Genomic DNA, 16,749 nt, shown 5'->3' with positions numbered 1-16,749 from the left:
GTGCGGTATCCGCTGTCGTTCGCGCAGGAGCACGCACTGTCGCTGCCCGAGCCCCTGTCCCACGCGACCTGGCTGGACGGTCCGGTCGATCCCGTCGCGCTGCAACGGGCGATGGACGTCGTGGTCGCCCGGCACCCGACGCTCCGGACGAGCGTCAGCGCCTCCGGCGAGCAGGTCGTCTCGGAGACCGGTCGCGTGGTGGTGGAGCACGTCGTCGTGCCCGGTGACGTCGAACGGGCCGAGTCGATGGCCGCGGCGCTGGTCGGGCAGCCGTTCGACCTCTCCCGTGAGCCGTTGCTGAGGGCCTCGGTGATCGAGGTCGGCGCGGACGCGTTCCTGTTCGCGCTGGTGGCGCACCGGGTCATCGCCGACCGCTCCGCACTGGCGATGCTGATCGCCGATTTGTCCACTGTGTACGGCGAAGGGCTGTCCGAGCTGCCTCCGTCGTGGATGGACTACGGGGATTACGCCGTGTGGCAGCGTGAGCGGTTGGACGGCGAGGAGTTGGCGCGTCAGTTGGAGCACTGGCGCGAGGTGTTGCGTGACGTGCCCGCACCACTGCGGCTCCCGACCGGACACCGTGCCGACCGGGTGACGGCGGCGGTCGACCCCGCCGCGGTCCGACGACTGGTCGACGTGGCGGAAGGCGTCGGAGCCACCTTGTCCACGGTCTCCCTCGCCGCGTACGCCGTGGTGCTGTCCCGGTACGCCCGGGTGGACGACCTCGTGGTCGAAGTGCCGGTGAGCGGTCGCGTGCGGGTGGAGCTGGAGCCGATCGCGGGCCCGTTCGCCGACGCGGTCCCCGTCCGGGTGTCCCTGGCGGGCGAACCGGCGTTCGGCGACCTGCTGGTCCGGGTGCGGAACGCCACCGCGCACGCGGTGTCGCACGACGAGGTCCCGCTGACGAAGCTCGCCGAGGAACTCGAGGTCGACCTGTCCGCGCCGCGGTTCACCTTCGGGCCGCGTGCCGCACCGGCGCTGGACCTGCCCGGCGTGACCGTGCGCGGCCACGCCGTCCTGACGGGCACCGCCGAAGCCGACCTCGACCTGCGGGCGGACGAGCGCGGCACGCTGACCCTGGAGCACCGCACCGACCCGGGGTTCGCCGCCTGGTTGCTGCGGTCGGTGGTGGCGGTGCTGGAGCACGCCTCCGCGGACACCGCGGTGGCGGAGCTACCGGTGCCCGCTCCCGAGGGGGACTGGTCGGCGGTGACCGAGCCGTCGCCGAACGGCGTGGTCAGGCCCGTCACTGCGGAGCCGGAGGCGGACGAGGACCCGGTGCCGTCGCGTGACCGGATCGAGGAGACCATGGCCGGGATCTGGGCTGAGCTCCTGCGCACCACCGAACCGATCGGCCCGCACGACAACCTGTTCGCCCGCGGCAGCGGGTCGCTGACCGCGGTCCGGTTCGCCGCCCGCATCGCCGACCTCTACGGCGTCACCCTGCCGATGGACCGCATCGTCACCTCGCCCACGATCGCGGCCCTCGCCGAGGTCGTGTCGGCCGAACTCGCTCCCGACCCGCCCGACGACACCGCCCGCGACGCCGCGCTGGCCGACCTCTCCGACGACGAGCTGGACGACCTGCTGCGCGCGGTCGTGGCCGCCCGCGAGCGCCGTCGGACCACGGAGGGGGACCTCCGGTGAGCACACCGCCGGTCACCGCGGAGAACATCGCGGACCTGACCACCGCGACGTTGTTCGGCGCGTTGGAGGACCCGGCGCTCAACTCGATGAATTTCCTCAACGAGGTCGCGATCCACTATCCGGAGGCGATACCGCTGGCGGCCGGCCGGCCGAGCGAGGAGTTCTTCGACCTGGAGGACGTGCACCGATATCTGCGTGAGTTCTGCCGCTATCTCGCACAAGAGCTCGGGCGGACCGAAGAACAGGTGCGGCGCACCGTATTGCAGTACGGTCGGACCAAGGGGATCATCCACGAACTGGTCGCGGAAAACCTGCGGCTGGACGAGGGCATCGCGATCGACCCGGAATCGGTGGTGGTCACCGCGGGGTGCCAGGAGGCGATGTTCCTCGTGCTGCGCGCGCTGCGCGCCGACGAGTGTGACGTCCTGCTCGCGGTGTCACCGACCTACGTCGGATTGACCGGCGCGGCGCGGCTTGTCGACCTGCCCGTCCGCCCGGTGCGCACCGGCGAGCACGGGGTCGACGTGGACGACCTGGTCGCCGTGATCCGGCGGGAGCGCGCCGCCGGTCGCAGGCCGCGCGCCTGCTACGTGGTGCCCGACTTCGCCAACCCGTCGGGGCTGAGCCTGGACGTGGCGACCAGGCGGCGACTGCTGGAGGTGGCCGCCGCCGAGGACGTCCTGCTGATCGAGGACAACCCCTACGGGCTGTTCCACGGCGACTCGGACCGGATACCCACGCTCAAAGCCCTGGACGAGGACCGGCGGGTCGTCTACCTGGGCTCCTTCGCCAAGTCCGTGCTGCCCGGCGCCCGGGTGGGCTACGCGGTCGCCGACCAGCGGGTGGTCGGCGCCGACGGCGTGGTCGGCCTGTTCGCGGACCAGCTGTCCAAGATCAAGAGCATGCTGACGGTGAACACCTCGCCGATCGCGCAGGCCGTCGTCGGCGGCAAGCTGCTGGCACACGGCTGCCGCCTCACCACGGCGACCGCGCCGGAGCGGCAGCTCTACGACCGGAACCTGCGGCACCTCGTGACCGGGCTGGCCGAGCGCTTCCCGCCCGGCACGGACGTCACCTGGACCGTGCCGACCGGTGGGTTCTTCGTCGTGGTCACCGTCCCGTTCGTGGTCGACGACGCGCTCCTGGAACGCTCCGCCCGCGACTACGGCGTGCTGTGGACCCCAATGGGGCATTTCTACGACGACAGTTCGGAAGTCCGCGCCCTGCGCCTTTCCTGCAGTGTCGTATCGGTCGACCTGATCGACCGCAGTCTCGATCGGCTGGCTGCATTGATCAATGACCGGCGGGCCGATCGGGGAACCCGATGATTCATCACGGCCGATTGGCCGATGGCGCGTCGGGTGAATCCTGACGTACGATTCGGCTCACTCGGTCCGCGGCTGAGTCGAAAGTTCCGCGCAACATTTTCGAATGACCTCCGGAACCAGGCGGGAGAACTGATGACAAAAGGCCTGGCGTCGGCCGGATCGGCCCTCGTGGCAAGTTCGGAATGGGTCGACGAGATCCTGCTGCGCGGCGCGGACGACGAGAGCTGCCTCCACTCGGGCGGACCGGTCGACCGGGCCGCGCTGCGCCGGTTGGTCGCGCAACGGCAGGCACGCCTGGCGGAGGCGGGGCTGCGCGCGGGCGGGTCGCTCGCGCTGCGCCTGCCGCCCTCGATCGCGTACGTGGCCAACCTCCTCGCCGGGTGGCGCATCGGCGCCCAGGTGAGCCTGCTCGACCACCGGCTCACCGCGTTCGAGGTCGACGCCGCGCTCGGCAGGCTCGCGCCGCAGGTGGTGGTCGAGCCGGGACGGATCACGAGCAGCCCGCTGAGCCCGTTCGCGGACGTGGAGGAGACCGTCACGGCCCGCCCCGGCCGTCCCGCCGCGACACCGCACGCGGTGATCCAGCTCAGCTCCGGCTCCACCGGCCCGTCCAAGGTGATCGGCCGCACGGCCGCCGACCTGGTCGCCGAGATCGAGCGGTACACCCGGATCGACGGCGTGCCGCAGCCCGGCGAGCGGATCGTCGTGCTGGCCTCGATGGTGCACGTGCTCGGCCTGGTCGGCGCCCTGCTGTACGGCCTGCACGCCGGTGTCCAGGTCAGGCCGCCCGAACGGCTCACCGGCGACAGCGTGCTGGACGCGGTCGCGGCCGAACCGACCCCGGCGACGGTGCTGGGCGTGCCGTTCCACATCGGACTGCTCGCGTCCGTGGTGGACCCGCCGTCCCTGCCGCAGCTCAAGCGGATGACCACCGGCGGCGAAGCGGTGCCCGCCGCGACCGCCGCCGCCTTCACCGCGAAGTACGGTGTGCCGCTGGGCAACATGTGGGGGATGACCGAAGTCGGCGTGATCGCCACCGACCTGTTCGGCGAGCACCGGCCGGCCCTGACCCCGGCACCTGGGCTGTCGGTCGTCGAGCGGGACGGCGAGCTGCTGGTGAGCCGGGCGGAGTCGCCGTACGTCGGCTTGTCCGACCCGGACCGGTGGGCGGACGGCTGGCTGCACACCAGGGACGCGGGCGAGGTCGACCCGGACACCGGGCTCGTCACCGTCAAGGGCCGCCTCGACTCCCAGGTGTCGGTCGGCGGCCTGAAGGTCGACCTGACCGAGGTGGAGGCGACGTTGGCCGAACTGCCGGGCGTGGTGGCCGCAGTGGTGCTGCACGACGACGTCATCACCGCCTACGCACAGCTCGACGCGCCCGCCACGGCGGCATCCGTCCAAGCGGCCCTGGCCGAACGGCTCGCTCCCTACAAGCGACCGCGACGGCTGCAAATCCTCGACGCGATGCCGCGCACCACCACCGGGAAGCTGGTCCGCGACCGCTCGGTGCTCCGCCACGCCGCGCAGGAGGTGGCGCGATGAGCGCGCCGCCCGACCGCGAGGACATCCTGGCGATGCTCGCGAGCCTGCACGGCAGGCCCGCGCAGGACGTCCCCGAGCTGATCGAATCGATGGAACTGGCCTGGCTGGTGCACCAGGTCGAACAGCGCTACGGCGTGCGCATGGAACTCGACAGCGGTCAGTACGGCCGCATGACCACCGTCTCGGGAGCCGCTGACGTGCTCCGGGAAGTGATCGGGATGCCTGATGAACATTTTCGGGATTGACCACATCGAGTTATACGTGGGCGACGCGAGGCAGGCGGCATTCTACCTCTGCACCGCCTTCGGGTTCAAGATCTGCGGTCAGGGCGGGCCCGAGACCGGGCTGGACGGCGTGCGCTCGTTGTTGTTGCGGCAGGGCGACATCCAGGTCGTCCTGACCACCGGCCTGGTCCCCGACCACCCCGCGACCGAGTACGTGCGCAAGCACGGCGACGGCGTGGCGGTCGTGGGCATCGGCGTGGACGACGTCGAAGCCGCCTACCGCGGCCTCACCGAGCGCGGCGCCGAGCCGGTGTCGCCACCGCGCGAGTACGTGACCGGGGGACCGGGCGGGCGCGACCAGCGGGTCGTCGTGGCCGAGGTCTCCGGGTTCTCCGACGTGACGCACCGGCTGGTCGAGCGGCACGGCTCGCCGAAGGAGTTCCTGCCCGGCGCGATCGAGGTCACCGACCCCGAGCCGCACACCGACGACAAGCTGCTGCGCGCGATCGACCACCTGGCGATCTGCGTGCCCGCGGGCGGCCTCACCCCGACCGCCCAGTACTACGTGGACGTGTTCGGGTTCACGCAGGTCTTCGAGGAGTACGTCGAGGTCGGCGGCCAGGGCATGGACTCCAAGGTGGTGCAGAGCCCGTCCGGGCACGTCACGTTCACGTTGATCGAGCCGGACCCGCAGCGCCAACCCGGTCAGATCGACAACTTCCTGACCTGGCACGCGGGCGCGGGCGTGCAGCACGTCGCGTTCGGCACCGACGACATCGTCAAGGCGGTGAGCACGCTCGGCGACAGGGGCGTGCGGTTCCTCGGCACGCCGGGCACCTACTACGACGCGCTCGAAGATCGGGTCGGTCACCTGGACGCGCCGCTGGACGAGCTGCGCCGGCTCGGCGTGCTGGTCGACCGGGATCACTGGGGGCAGTTGCTGCAGATCTTCACCGAGTCGATGCACGTGCGACGGACGCTCTTCCTGGAGATCATCGAGCGGCGGGGCGCACTGACCTTCGGCAGCGGGAACATCAAGGCGCTGTACGAGGCGAAGCAGGGCGAGCTGTCCGGCACGACAACCGGCTGAAGGGGAGAGCACCGTGAACGAGTTCGCGCTGACCGAGCAGGAGCGCGCCCTGCTCCCGACCGACGACGAGGTCCGGTTCTACGCCGAGCACGGCTGGTACCTGTCGAAGAAGCTGTTCTCCGACGACGAGGTGGACGAGCTGGCCGCGGCGGTCGACCGGTACTACGCGGGGGAGCGCAGCCGCCTGTTACCGACGCGCCCGCCCCGGCTGGCCTACTGGACGCCCGAGCACGGCGATGTCCAGCGCCACAACGACTACGTGCACTACGAGAGCGACGCCATCGCCAAGGCCTTGCTCAAGCCGCTGATCGGCGCGGTGGCCGCGCGGCTGGCGGAGGCCGACGAGATCCGGGTGTTCCAGTCGACCTTGATCCACAAGCCGCCGATCGCCGAGGAGCCGTCGAACGTCGTGCCCTGGCACTTCGACAAGCACTACTGGTCGTCGTCCTCTTCGGACCGGATGCTCACCGCGTTCATCCCGTTCCACGACTGCGACGAGGAACTGGGCACGATCACCATGGTCGACGGCAGCCACGTCTGGGAGGAGGTCGGCTCGGACGACAGCGCCACCAAGCACTTCGCCGAGCGGGACCCGGACCACCTGGAGAACCTGCTCATCGCCAACGCCGAGCACAACGGCACCACGGTCCGGAAGATCCCGATGATCATTCCCAAGGGGCACATGAGCTTCCACCACTGCCGGACCTACCACGGCAGCGGGCCCAACCGCTCCACCCGGCCGCGCCAGGCCATCTCGTTGCACCTGCAGGACGGCGACAACGCCTACCGCGAGTTCCCCCTGTCCGACGGCAACCTCGCCTTCTACAATCACGACTCCCTCGTGCGCCGCACCGCGGACGGCAAGCCGGACTACGCCGACTCGGAGTTCTGCCCGCCCGTGTGGCGCGCCTGACCGCCGTGGTGGCACACGCCCCGGACACCGACGTCGGCCTGTACCGCACGGTGCGGCTCATCCGCCGGTTCGAGGAGCGGGCGGTCGAGCTCGTCCGCTCCGGCGACATCATCGGCGGCATCCACCCGTACACCGGTCAGGAAGCCATCGCCGCAGGCGTGTGCGCGGCGCTGCGCGGGGACGACATGATCACCAGCACCCACCGCGGGCACGGGCACGTGCTCGCCAAGGGCGCCGATCCCGCCCGGGTGCTCGCCGAGCTGGCCGGTCGCGCCACCGGGCTGAACAAGGGGCGCGGCGGGTCGATGCACGCCGCGGACTTCGCGTTGGGCATCCTCGGCGCGAACGCGATCGTCGGCGCCAACGGCGCGATCACCGCGGGCGCGGCCTGGGCCGCCCGGCAGGAGGGGAGTGACCGGGTCGCGGTGAGCTTCTTCGGCGACGGCGCGGTCAACCAGGGCGTGCTGCTGGAAGCCATGAACCTGGCCGCCCTGTGGCGGCTGCCGGTGCTGTTCGTCTGCGAGAACAACGGCTACGCCACCACCCTGACCGTGTCGGACGCCGTCGCGGGCACGATCACCGGGCGTGGCGAGGCGTTCGGGATACCGTCGGTGACGGTGGACGGGATGGACCCGCGCACGGTGCTCGCCGCAGCGCGCGAGGCGGTGGACCGCGCCCGCGCGGGCAGTGGGCCGTCACTGGTCGAGTGCCTGACCTACCGGTTCGACGCGCACCACACGTGGGAGCACAAAGCCCGGGTCCGCTACCGGGACGACGACGAGGTCCTCAGTGGACGCGAGAGAGATCCGGTGGAGATCCAGGGTGCTCGGCTGACCGACGGTGAGCGGGAACTCCTCAACGCGGAGGTCGAGTCCCTTGTGGACGCGGCGGTCGCCTTCGCGCTCGACAGCCCGCACCCCGACCCCGTCGGCGCGCTCGACCACCTCTACGCGACCGGGATGCGAGCGCGTCCGGGCGGTGGTGGGTGATGCCGTGGCTGTCCTACCAGAAGGCGCTCAACCGCGCGCTCGGCGACGAACTCGCCCGCGACCCTTCGGTGTTCGTGCTGGGTGAGGACGTCCGGGTCGCGGTCTCCAACGTGACCGCGGGCCTGCTCAAGCGGTTCGGGCCGGACCGGGTGCTGGACACGCCGCTGTCGGAGCAGGCGTTCACGAGCTTCGCCACCGGTGCGGCGCTGGCCGGGCGGCGGCCGGTGATCGAGTTCCAGATCCCGGCGCTGCTGTACTTGGCGTTCGAGCAGATCGTCAACCAGGCGCACAAGTTCTCGCTGATGACCGGTGGTCAGACCCGCGTGCCGGTGACGTACCTGGTACCCGGCTCCGGGTCGAAGACGGGTTGGGCCGGGCAGCACTCCGACCACCCGTACGCCCTGTTCGCCCACGCCGGGGTGAAGACGGTGGTGCCCGCCACGCCCGAGGACGCCTACGGCCTGCTGACCACGGCGATCCGGGACGACGACCCGGTGGTGGTGTTCGCACCGGCGGCGGCGCTCGGCGTCCGGGTCGACCTCGACCACGACGGGCTGGCCCCGGTGCCGCTCGGTGTCGGCCGGGTCCACCGCGAGGGCGGTGACGTCACAGTCGTGGCGGTCGGGCACCTCGTGCACGACGCGTTGGCGGTCGCCGAGGAGTTGGCCGGTGACGTCTCGGTGGAGGTGTTCGACCCGCGCACCGTGTACCCGTTCGACTGGGAGGGGCTGGCGGCCTCGGTGGCCAAGACCGGTCGGCTGGTGGTGGTCGACGACTCCAACCGCATGTGCGGCATCGCGGCCGAGGTCATCGCCACTGCGGCCGAGCGGTGCGACCTGGTCGCACCGCCCGTCCGGGTGACCAGGCCGGACGGCGCCGTGGTGCCGTTCGCCCTCGGGCTCGACCTCGCCGTGCAACCCGATCGCGCCCAGCTCACCGCCGCCATCCAGAAGGTGCTCAAGCAGTGACGACGGAGGCCCGCATGCCACTGGACCCGCCGCTCGAGAAGCCGGCCTCCGCGCCGCTCTACACCCTTTCGGTCGAACAGGCGCGGGCCGCCGACCTCGCCGCGATCCGGGCGGCGGCGGGCGCGGGCGAGCCGGTGCGCCACGTCACCGATCGGCACCTGCCCGGACCGGTCGGCGACCTGCCGATCCGGATCTACCGCCCGGTGGACGCGGCCGGACCCCTGCCCACCCTGGTCTACTTCTTCGGCGGCGGTTGGGCGCTGGGCAGCATCGAGACCTCCGACGAGATCTGCCGCGCCCTGGCCAACGCGGTGCCCTGCCAGGTGATCACCGTCGGCTACCGGCTGGCGCCCGAGCACAAGTTCCCCGCCGCCGTGGACGACTGCCGCACGGCCGTCGCCTGGATCGCCGCGCACGCGGCAGAGCTCGGCGTCGACCCCGACCGCCTCGCCGTGGCGGGCGACAGCGCAGGCGGCAACCTCGCGGCCGTGGTGACCCTCGACCGCGGCGGCCCCGCACTGGCCGCCCAGGTGCTGGTCTACCCCAACACCGACCACCGCGGCGACACCGAGTCCATGCGCGCGAACGACGACCCCGCCGCGTTCAACCGCCGATCCGTCGCCTGGTACTGGGGGCACTACCTGGCGAGCCCAGACGACGGCCGGGACCCGCGGGCCTCACCCCTGCTCGCCGAGGACCTGACCGGCCTGCCGCCGGCGCTCGTCATCACCGCCGAGCACGACCCGCTGCGCGACGAGGGCGAGCGGTACGCCGAACGACTGCGCGCGGCCGGTGTGCCCGTGATCGCGACGCGGTATGCGGGGGTGGCGCACGGCTTCTTCGCCATGTCGGGCGTGGTGGATGCGGCTCGTGAGGCGCGGGCCGAGGTCGCGGCGTTCCTGCGCACCCACCTCGGTCGGTGAAACCCATGCCACCGACACCACGTTCGAAAGGGATCTGAACCCGTGCGCATCCTCTTCTCCAGCCTCGGTCTGTACGGGCACACCTTCCCCCTGCTGCCGCTCGCCGTCGCCGCCCGGGAGCTCGGCCACGACGTCGACTACTTCACCGGCAGCCTCTTCGCGGACGTCCTGGCCACGCACGGCATCGGGCACATCCGGGGCGGCATGTCGCCGCGCAAGGCGTTCGAGTCCGCGATGGCGGGCGTGGAGTTCTCGACAGCGGGTGACGTCGACGCCGAGCGGGTCGCGTTCACGTTCGCCTCGGTGCTGCCGCGCAGCTTCGCCACCGGGCTCGCGCCGGTCCTCGCCGAGCGCAAGCCAGACCTGGTCGTGCACGAGTTCGGCAACCCCGGCGCGGGCCTGGCCGCGAAGGTCGCGGGCGTGCCCGCGGTGTGCCACTCGTACGGTCGGATGTGGCAGGAACCCGACTTCGCCGAACCCGCCCGCGACTACCTCACCGCCCTCGGCGCGGAGCTGGGCGTCGAGGTGCCCCGGACCGATCCCATGACGCTGGGCCACCCCTACCTCGACATCTGCCCGCCTTCGGTGCAGAACCCGGCTTTCCTGGCCTCGTCGGCGCACCGGATCCCGTTGCGGCCGGTGGCGTTCGCCACACCGGGCGAGTTGCCGTCGTGGGTCGTGGAACACCGAGAACCCCTGGTGTACCTGACTTTGGGCACGGCGTTCAGCGAGGCGTCACTGTTGCGCACCGCCATCGACGGCCTGGCGGTGGTGGGCGCGCGGGTGCTCGTGTCCGCCGGACGGAGGGCCGACCCGGCGGCGCTGAGCGACCTGCCGGACAACGTCGTGGTGCTGCCGTGGGTGCCCCAAGCCGACCTGCTGCCCCACGCGGACCTCGTGGTCCACCACGGGGGCGCGGGCACCACGTTGGGCACGTTCGGCGCGGGCGTGCCACAGCTCGTCCTGCCGCAGGCGGCCGACCAGTTCAACAACGCCGATGTGGTGGCCGAGGCCGGCCTGGGCGACCACCTGCTACCCGGAGACATGACCGCCGAGGCGATCGCGACCAAGGCACGCCGACTGCTCACCGACGACGCCGTGCGCCACGCGGCCCGCGCGATGGCCACCGAGGTGGCCGCCATGCCGTCACCGCACGACGTGGCCCGCACCCTGCCCGACCACACCTGACCGGCGGCGGTGCGCACGCCTGCTGCGACAACCAGTGCAGGCGATCCTCATCCGGCTGTCTCACGATCGCGCTCACGTCCGGAGGAGACGGATCATGCGCACATCGAAGACATCGACCAATCCCGCGCGGAAGAAGCTCATGGCGGTGGCCGGCGGCCCCTGATCGGAGCTGTGTCGTGGCACCGGCCCGGCGCCACGACCGCGAATCGTCAGCACGATCGTGGTGCCGAACGTCTGGTTGACCTCACCGCGTGCGCTGCCCGAGCGAGAGGTGGCGCCGGTCCTGCGGTGGGCTCGGAGTGTTGACAGACTGGCGTGATACGGATCAAGTACCAGGTCGTGACGTTCGATGCCGCCGATCTCGCCGCCGAGAGCCGGTTCTGGGCGGTAGTGCTCGGTGGTGAGGTGGACGAGGATGGTGACTGGCACATGGTGGTGGTCGACGGGGCGCCCCGTGTCTGGGTGCAGCTCGCGCCCGACCACGTGCCTCCGCAGTGGCCGGACGGCCCGACCAAGCAGCAGGTGCACCTCGACCTGTGGGTCGAGGACTTCGCCGAAGCGCACGAACAGGTGCTGGCTCTGGGCGCCTCGGTGTTGAAAGCGGCGGTGGGGAACACTTCGGGGGATGATTTCCAGGTCTACGCCGACCCGGCCGGGCATCCGTTCTGCCTGTGCTGGCTGGTCGCCGAGCAACAGGAGTGACCGAGGTCGAAGCGTCATCCGGACGTCCGGTCGCGTTCACAGAGCAGGCGTACCGGTGGAGTCGGTACGCGCCGCGGGAACTGCCCAACCTGTGCCTGGATCGGCTGACCTCGGTCCGCGCCCGCCGGGAGCACGACGTCGGCACGTGGCTGCCGGAGCCGGTGCCCACGGCAGGTGCGCCTCGCGGTGGCGGCGAGGCGCACCTGCCGGTCAACGTCCTTGGCTGGGGTAGGGGAGCAGCGCCATCTCGCGAGCGTTCTTGATGGCGGTGGCGACCTGGCGCCGTTGCTGCGGCGTCAGGCCGGTGACGCGGCGGAAGCGGATCTTGCCGCGGCAACGGGCCTCAACCGTGACGGGATTCCGTGCCCGTCTGCTCGGCGGCCGGACCAGAACCGGCACCGGTTGGCGGACGGCTGGCAGGGCAGCACGGTCCGGGCGATCCTGGACAACCCGAGGTATACGGGATTTGCGTTCTTCGGCCGGTGGGCGCGGCAGGAGATGTTGTTCGACCCTGACGACGTGGCGGCCGGGTACGTGATCCGCTTCCGACGAGCGAGCGCTGACCGGATCGTGCGTTCTCGCAAGCCCGCGCACCCGGCGATCGTGAGCGTCGAGGAGTTCACGCAGGCGCACCTGTTGCGCAAGTCGAAGTCCGTTGGCGGGTTGAAAACGGCTCGCAAGACCGAGCGCGCCGAGCGGCCGACGAAACGGCCGTACCTGTTTCGGGGCATCGTCCGTTGCACGGCGTGCGGCCGGAAGATGGAAGCCAGCCCACGGGCGCGCGGCGTGTACTACCGGTGTCCGGCTCGGACGCTCGCGCCCGGATCACCTGCGCTGGCCACTCATCCGCCCACGGTCTACCTCCGTGAGGACGTTCTTCAGGAAGCGGTGAACGGGTGGCTCGGACGATTGTTCGCACCGGAGAACCGCGACCGGACCGTTGCCGCTCTGGTCGAGTCGCAGGGAACGAACGGCGCGGCGAACGGCAGGGAGGCGGCGAAAGCGCGGCGCGCCAAAGCGGAGGCTCAGTTGAGCCGGTTCCAAGAGGCCATCAAAGCCGGAATTGACCCCCTGGCACTGGTCGAGCCGATGAACGAGGCACAGGCGGTACGGGCTGCCGCGCAGGCTGAGCTGGAGGGAACACCGGCACCGGACGCGCTGAGCGCCGCCGAGGTGCACGCGATGATCGACTTGCTGGGTAACGTCGGAGCGGCCCTGGCCGATGCTGACATAGAGAGCGTGGCGAGCCTCTACAGGGCCGTTGACCTGCAAGTTCGCTACACGCACACGGCCCACGAGGCTGATGTGATCATCAAACCCGTGGGCCGTGTGAATAGTGCGCGTGTCCGAGAGGGTTTGTTGACCCCCTCGGAGCGGGAGATCTCCCGCGCAATAAGCACGGAGAGACATGCGGCGACCTTATCGCATTCGCGGTGTAGCGCAAGCATAACACGGGAGAATGCACGTGTCGAATCACATCGCGGCACCGAATCGACACTGTGCGGAGTGGCTTGGTCGACCTATCTACACCGGATGGCGAGGGAGGACCGTGCGGCGGACGCCACGGTTGGGCTGTTCACTTCGGTGGACCGTCACACCCGCGCCGGTCAGGAAATGGGCCAACTGGAGCCGACCTCCCGCCTGCTGCGGCTCACCGAAGCCCACCGGCCCGGTCCCACAGTGTTTGGCGGGCGTCATCGGCGGGGAAAGCCCTTCGGCGGAAGGACAATGATCCAAGCCAACGACTTCTCCGTGATCACGTTGTTGTGTGAAGGAGATCGTCGACGAGCAGCGGGATGACCTCCGGGTGGTGCCGGGTGATCACCGGCACGACGTTCGTCCAGTGGAGGAACCGCAGCATCTCCGCCGCCGGCCGCCCGGTCGAGCCGAGACCGGTCTCCATCGCCAGGCGGTACCACCCGCGCCCCCGCTCGTAGTCAGACGGCATGGTCCGGACGAGATGTGCGGCCATGTCCTGTGCACCGGCGTTGGCCAGCACCACCGCCGCCCTCTCCCGCTGCTCGGGGTGGGCGATTTCCACCGCTTGGCTCGCGGACGCGCCCTCCAACACCGCTTCGAGCGACTCGGTGAACGTCGTCAACGCCGGGAGCCCGCTCAGAGTCCTGGTCGCCGCGAGTCGGCCAGCCGTTGTATCCGGGGCGGAGGACCGCGCGGCGGCACAGTGTAATGCTGTGGACAGCTGTCGGACGCGGCCCAGGTCACGTCGGGCCGCAGCCGCCTCCAACACGCTGAGCAGCGCGTCCAGGCGGTCGTCGTCGTTCGAGATCTCGTCGAGGCACACATCCGCCACGTCAACCGCGCCCGCGTGCTCGGCGGACTGGGCGAGGGCCGCGCGCAGCGCGTTGCGCCGCCCTTTGGGGACGAGGAAGGCCAGATGCCTGGCATCGGAGGTGAACGGCCGCCGGGCCAGGGCGGCGGCGACTACCCGCCACGCCGAGTCGGTCTTGCACCGCATGATCGTGGTGACCGCCCTGGTCAGCTCTCCAGTCTCGATCAGCGCTTCTGCGGTAGCGGCGAAAGCCTCCTCTCTGAGGTGTCGATCGGACAGGCCGAGGGAGATCTCCAGCGCGGTCGGTGCCTCTCCCAGTTCGGCGGCAGCACGTACGACAGCCAATAGCGCTTGTTCGTCTTCACCGGCGCGTGCTCTGGCCAGAGGCAGATCGCCGTTCAGGGCCGTCGCCGCAGCGAGCTGATCAGCGAACTCGGTGCTGTGCCCGGATTCCTCGACCTTCGCTATGAGTCGCTTTGCGGCAACGGCATCACCGCACCGCGCGGCGGCCTGCGCCACGACCGCCATCCCGTTCAGGTCATCGACCGGGTTGGTGCCTGCTTCGACGAGGTTCATCGCGGCGGAGAGGAGCTGTTCAGCCATTTCCGGCCTTCCGGTGACCGCGGCATGGCGGGCGACGGACGCCAAAGCCGCACTGTCCGCCGCGCGCGTCGCGAGCCTGGCCGCACGTGTCAGGTCACCCGCCTCCGCGACGGCGACCGTCAGCGCGCGGGTATTCCGGGTGCCGCCGACCCCGGCCAACCGGTCCTCGAGTTCGACGGCTTGGCCCTCTGGCCAGGGCACGGCGCCGAGCAGGTGGACGAGGAGCGGGCGCGCGTCGGATGCGTCGAGCGATGCGACGAGTTCCACCACGGTCCGGAAATCACCGCACCTCGCCGCCACCTCCGCTCGCGCACTGGCTACCTCGACCTCTGACGCTCCCGAGCGGAACAGTGAGCGGACCACCGCGTCGGCGAGGTCGTATGGCAACAGCCGTGAGGCGGCGCGCGTGAGGTGGCGCAGCGCGTTCCGGAACTCCCATCGAGGAATGCCTGGCAGGAGCCGAACGGCGTGATCGAGGTGGCGGCGGGCGCGCTCTGCGTCGTCGGAAACCTCCGCTGTGCCCAGGTACATGCGCAACCGGGCGGTCTCGTCGTCGATGGAGTTGATCACGACGTCCGACTGCCCGGCACCCCATCGGGCCTCGATGACGCGACCGATCTCGCCGAAGTCGTCGGCCGACAGGCCCGTTCGTGGTCGCAGGACGCCGGATGCCTCGGTTGGATCTCTGACTGCGATCGTCGCCTTGGCGATGGCCGCGGCCGCCCGGCGCCGGTCGGTCGGCTCGCTCAGCAGGTCGAGCAGCTGCTCCGCGTGGGATAGCGTGGATCTCGCGGTGTCTGCGTTCTGCCCGGCGACCGCGACAAGCGCTAGTGCCTCGACGCGGTCCACGACCGAGTCGATGGAGTTGGCGAGTTCTCGGGCACGGTGGTGTCGGCCGAGTGCCGCCCATGCGGCCGGCAGGTCAACCGGAATCGCGGCGTTGCGGTTTTTCAGCCGCTGCCGGTTGAGCGCGAGTCGGGTCATCGCTGTCACCGTGACCGCGTGTCGCGCGAGAAGTCTCTCCTCGGTCGTGACGAGCTGACGCAGAGCCTCGGAATCGCTCCCGGAGACCTTTCGCATCAGGTCGAGCCGGTCGCGGTCGGTCGCAACCGCGACCATCCGGACGACATCGTCCTCCTCGGCCACCATGCGGAAGTACCCGTGCAGCAGGTATTCCGGCGTCGACGTCGGCCATCGGCGGTCCCGGTACATGTCGGCCCACCGGTGGATGCGCGTCCGGTGCTCGTCCACGGCGGAGCCAAGGTGTGCCACGGCTTCCGTCAGCAATTCGGCGTGGCTCAAGAGGTACACCTCACCTGCGGTCCACGGGCTCGGGCGGGAGGCGAAGCTCCGGCAGGCGGTCGACGCGAGCCGTTCGGTCATCGCGCGCCGGGTCACGTCGGTCAGCTCCGCCAAGTCCTCCGCCGACAGCCCTCCGCCCGAAGCTACGACGAACCCCACCAGATCGCGTTGCCCGGTCAGCAATCCGCGCAATTCCCTTTCCTTGTCCGCCCGGCTCACGATGGCCGCCGGGGATGGCGCCAGTTCACGGACCAAGGAGCTTGTGCGGAGCGGGTGATCCTGGGGCACGTCGTAGGGCAGCGGACGGTGGGAACGGCTCGCCACCACGACGTTCGAACCGAACGGTGGGGTGACGGGGAGCAATCCCGCGATGCTGTAATCGTCCGGCCCCGTCGTGACACCCCGGTCCTCGTCGAGACCGTCCACCAGCAGAACGAGCCGCTCGTCCCGTGATCGGCACAACGCCGCGGAGTCCTCCAGCATGCCCAGCAAGTGCGCTTCTCGGGTCGCCTCGGATAAGTGCACCGGGGGTGTTTCACCCAGCATTTCGGATAGCTGTCCGAGGACATTTTCGATGAACGCACCGCGGTGGTTCTGGCCAGCCATTCGAGCGGTGACGAAGAAAGATACAATCCGTACGCCGGGAGGCGGATTCAGGGTGAACCACGACAACAACGCCGACTTGCCCGCCCACGGCTCGCCCTGCCACCAGGCATAGGCCCCGGACTGCGACGAGCAGAACTCGGCCAGTTCCGCGAGTTCGGCCTCGCGTCCGACCAGGACCTCTGGCGCCATACGCCTGACCTGGTGCAGGTACCGCGACCGGAAAGGTGCGCCCGCCGTGAGGTTCACATCCCCGACGTGCAGGCCCGCGTTCGCGTAGCCGCCGGGTGCGGTCGCGGCGCCGTCCAGGTGCCCGGCCTGCACCACGATGCCGGACGACACGGCGGCGGCGGTCTGCGACACGGTCCGGGACGTGCGGACGGGAGCAGGTCTTCCCGTCTCGTCGGGTCCGCCGCCCCTATCGCCCACCCCCA

The 16,749-nt window shown here is 70.6% G+C and carries 13 protein-coding genes and 1 pseudogene; 12 read left to right on the top strand and 2 right to left on the bottom strand.

Annotation, left to right across the window (positions count from 1 at the left end; all coding sequences use genetic code 11):
- From ACFQ3T_RS00155 to ACFQ3T_RS00105, 11 genes are all read left to right on the top strand, one after another.
- Positions 1-1,647 (top strand): condensation domain-containing protein, encoded by a 1,647-nt coding sequence (locus tag ACFQ3T_RS00155; RefSeq protein ID WP_380718335.1) that lies wholly within the window; start codon positions 1-3, stop codon positions 1,645-1,647.
- On the top strand, positions 1,644-2,975 hold the full coding sequence (locus tag ACFQ3T_RS00150) for an aminotransferase-like domain-containing protein (RefSeq protein ID WP_380718333.1): 1,332 nt from the start codon (positions 1,644-1,646) through the stop codon (positions 2,973-2,975). Before ACFQ3T_RS00155 ends, ACFQ3T_RS00150 begins: the two co-directional genes overlap by 4 nt.
- A gap of 168 nt (positions 2,976-3,143) precedes the next feature.
- On the top strand, positions 3,144-4,520 hold the full coding sequence (locus ACFQ3T_RS00145; protein ID WP_380718331.1) for a class I adenylate-forming enzyme family protein: 1,377 nt from the start codon (positions 3,144-3,146) through the stop codon (positions 4,518-4,520).
- Entirely contained in the window at positions 4,517-4,765 is a 249-nt protein-coding gene (locus tag ACFQ3T_RS00140) for a hypothetical protein (protein WP_316034295.1), read from the top strand. Before ACFQ3T_RS00145 ends, ACFQ3T_RS00140 begins: the two co-directional genes overlap by 4 nt.
- Complete coding sequence (gene hppD / locus ACFQ3T_RS00135) at positions 4,746-5,834, top strand: 4-hydroxyphenylpyruvate dioxygenase (protein ID WP_380718329.1); 1,089 nt, start codon at positions 4,746-4,748, stop codon at positions 5,832-5,834. The genes ACFQ3T_RS00140 and hppD overlap by 20 nt, the downstream gene beginning before the upstream one ends.
- Positions 5,835-5,847: 13 nt before the next feature.
- Positions 5,848-6,747 (top strand): phytanoyl-CoA dioxygenase family protein, encoded by a 900-nt coding sequence (locus ACFQ3T_RS00130; RefSeq protein WP_380718327.1) that lies wholly within the window; start codon positions 5,848-5,850, stop codon positions 6,745-6,747.
- A 5-nt stretch (positions 6,748-6,752) separates the two neighbouring features.
- Positions 6,753-7,736, top strand: a complete 984-nt coding sequence (locus ACFQ3T_RS00125) for a thiamine pyrophosphate-dependent dehydrogenase E1 component subunit alpha (protein WP_380718325.1) — start codon at positions 6,753-6,755, stop codon at positions 7,734-7,736.
- A complete protein-coding gene (locus ACFQ3T_RS00120) occupies positions 7,736-8,704 on the top strand; it encodes an alpha-ketoacid dehydrogenase subunit beta (RefSeq protein ID WP_366202882.1) in 969 nt (322 codons plus the stop codon). The genes ACFQ3T_RS00125 and ACFQ3T_RS00120 overlap by 1 nt, the downstream gene beginning before the upstream one ends.
- 14 nt (positions 8,705-8,718) lie before the next feature.
- Entirely contained in the window at positions 8,719-9,627 is a 909-nt protein-coding gene (locus ACFQ3T_RS00115; RefSeq protein ID WP_380718323.1) for an alpha/beta hydrolase, read from the top strand.
- A 42-nt stretch (positions 9,628-9,669) separates the two neighbouring features.
- Positions 9,670-10,815, top strand: coding sequence for a glycosyltransferase (locus tag ACFQ3T_RS00110; protein WP_380718321.1), 1,146 nt, complete (start codon positions 9,670-9,672; stop codon positions 10,813-10,815).
- Positions 10,816-11,154: 339 nt separating this feature from the next.
- Positions 11,155-11,517: a VOC family protein gene (locus tag ACFQ3T_RS00105; protein ID WP_380718319.1), complete on the top strand. Its 363-nt coding sequence runs from the start codon at positions 11,155-11,157 to the stop codon at positions 11,515-11,517.
- Between the two features lie 210 nt (positions 11,518-11,727).
- Here the strand turns inward: ACFQ3T_RS00105 and rpsR are convergent.
- A pseudogene (gene rpsR / locus ACFQ3T_RS00100) lies at positions 11,728-11,850 on the bottom strand (30S ribosomal protein S18); the annotation flags it as partial.
- Here rpsR and ACFQ3T_RS00095 point away from each other — a divergent pair.
- Positions 11,803-13,317, top strand: coding sequence for a recombinase family protein (locus ACFQ3T_RS00095; RefSeq protein WP_380718317.1), 1,515 nt, complete (start codon positions 11,803-11,805; stop codon positions 13,315-13,317). The pseudogene rpsR and the gene ACFQ3T_RS00095 sit on opposite strands and share 48 nt — an antisense overlap.
- Here ACFQ3T_RS00095 and ACFQ3T_RS00090 read toward each other — a convergent pair.
- The gene (locus ACFQ3T_RS00090) at positions 13,274-16,678 is read right to left on the bottom strand and encodes a hypothetical protein (protein ID WP_380718315.1); all 3,405 of its coding nucleotides are present in this window, start codon (positions 16,676-16,678) and stop codon (positions 13,274-13,276) included. The two genes, ACFQ3T_RS00095 and ACFQ3T_RS00090, sit on opposite strands and share 44 nt — an antisense overlap.
- Positions 16,679-16,749 lie beyond the last annotated feature (71 nt).

Source organism: Saccharothrix hoggarensis, from assembly GCF_042678885.1.
GTDB lineage: Bacteria > Actinomycetota > Actinomycetes > Mycobacteriales > Pseudonocardiaceae > Actinosynnema > Actinosynnema hoggarensis.
Note: the sequence above shows the minus strand (reverse complement) of the source record. Positions and strands in the feature narration are given on the sequence as shown.

Coding starts and splice junctions, on each gene's coding strand:
- ACFQ3T_RS00140 (WP_316034295.1), top strand. CDS start 4,517: ATGAGCGCGCCGCCCGACCGCGAGGACATCCTGGCGATGCTCGCGAGC.
- hppD (WP_380718329.1), top strand. CDS start 4,746: ATGAACATTTTCGGGATTGACCACATCGAGTTATACGTGGGCGACGCG.
- ACFQ3T_RS00120 (WP_366202882.1), top strand. CDS start 7,736: ATGCCGTGGCTGTCCTACCAGAAGGCGCTCAACCGCGCGCTCGGCGAC.
- ACFQ3T_RS00115 (WP_380718323.1), top strand. CDS start 8,719: ATGCCACTGGACCCGCCGCTCGAGAAGCCGGCCTCCGCGCCGCTCTAC.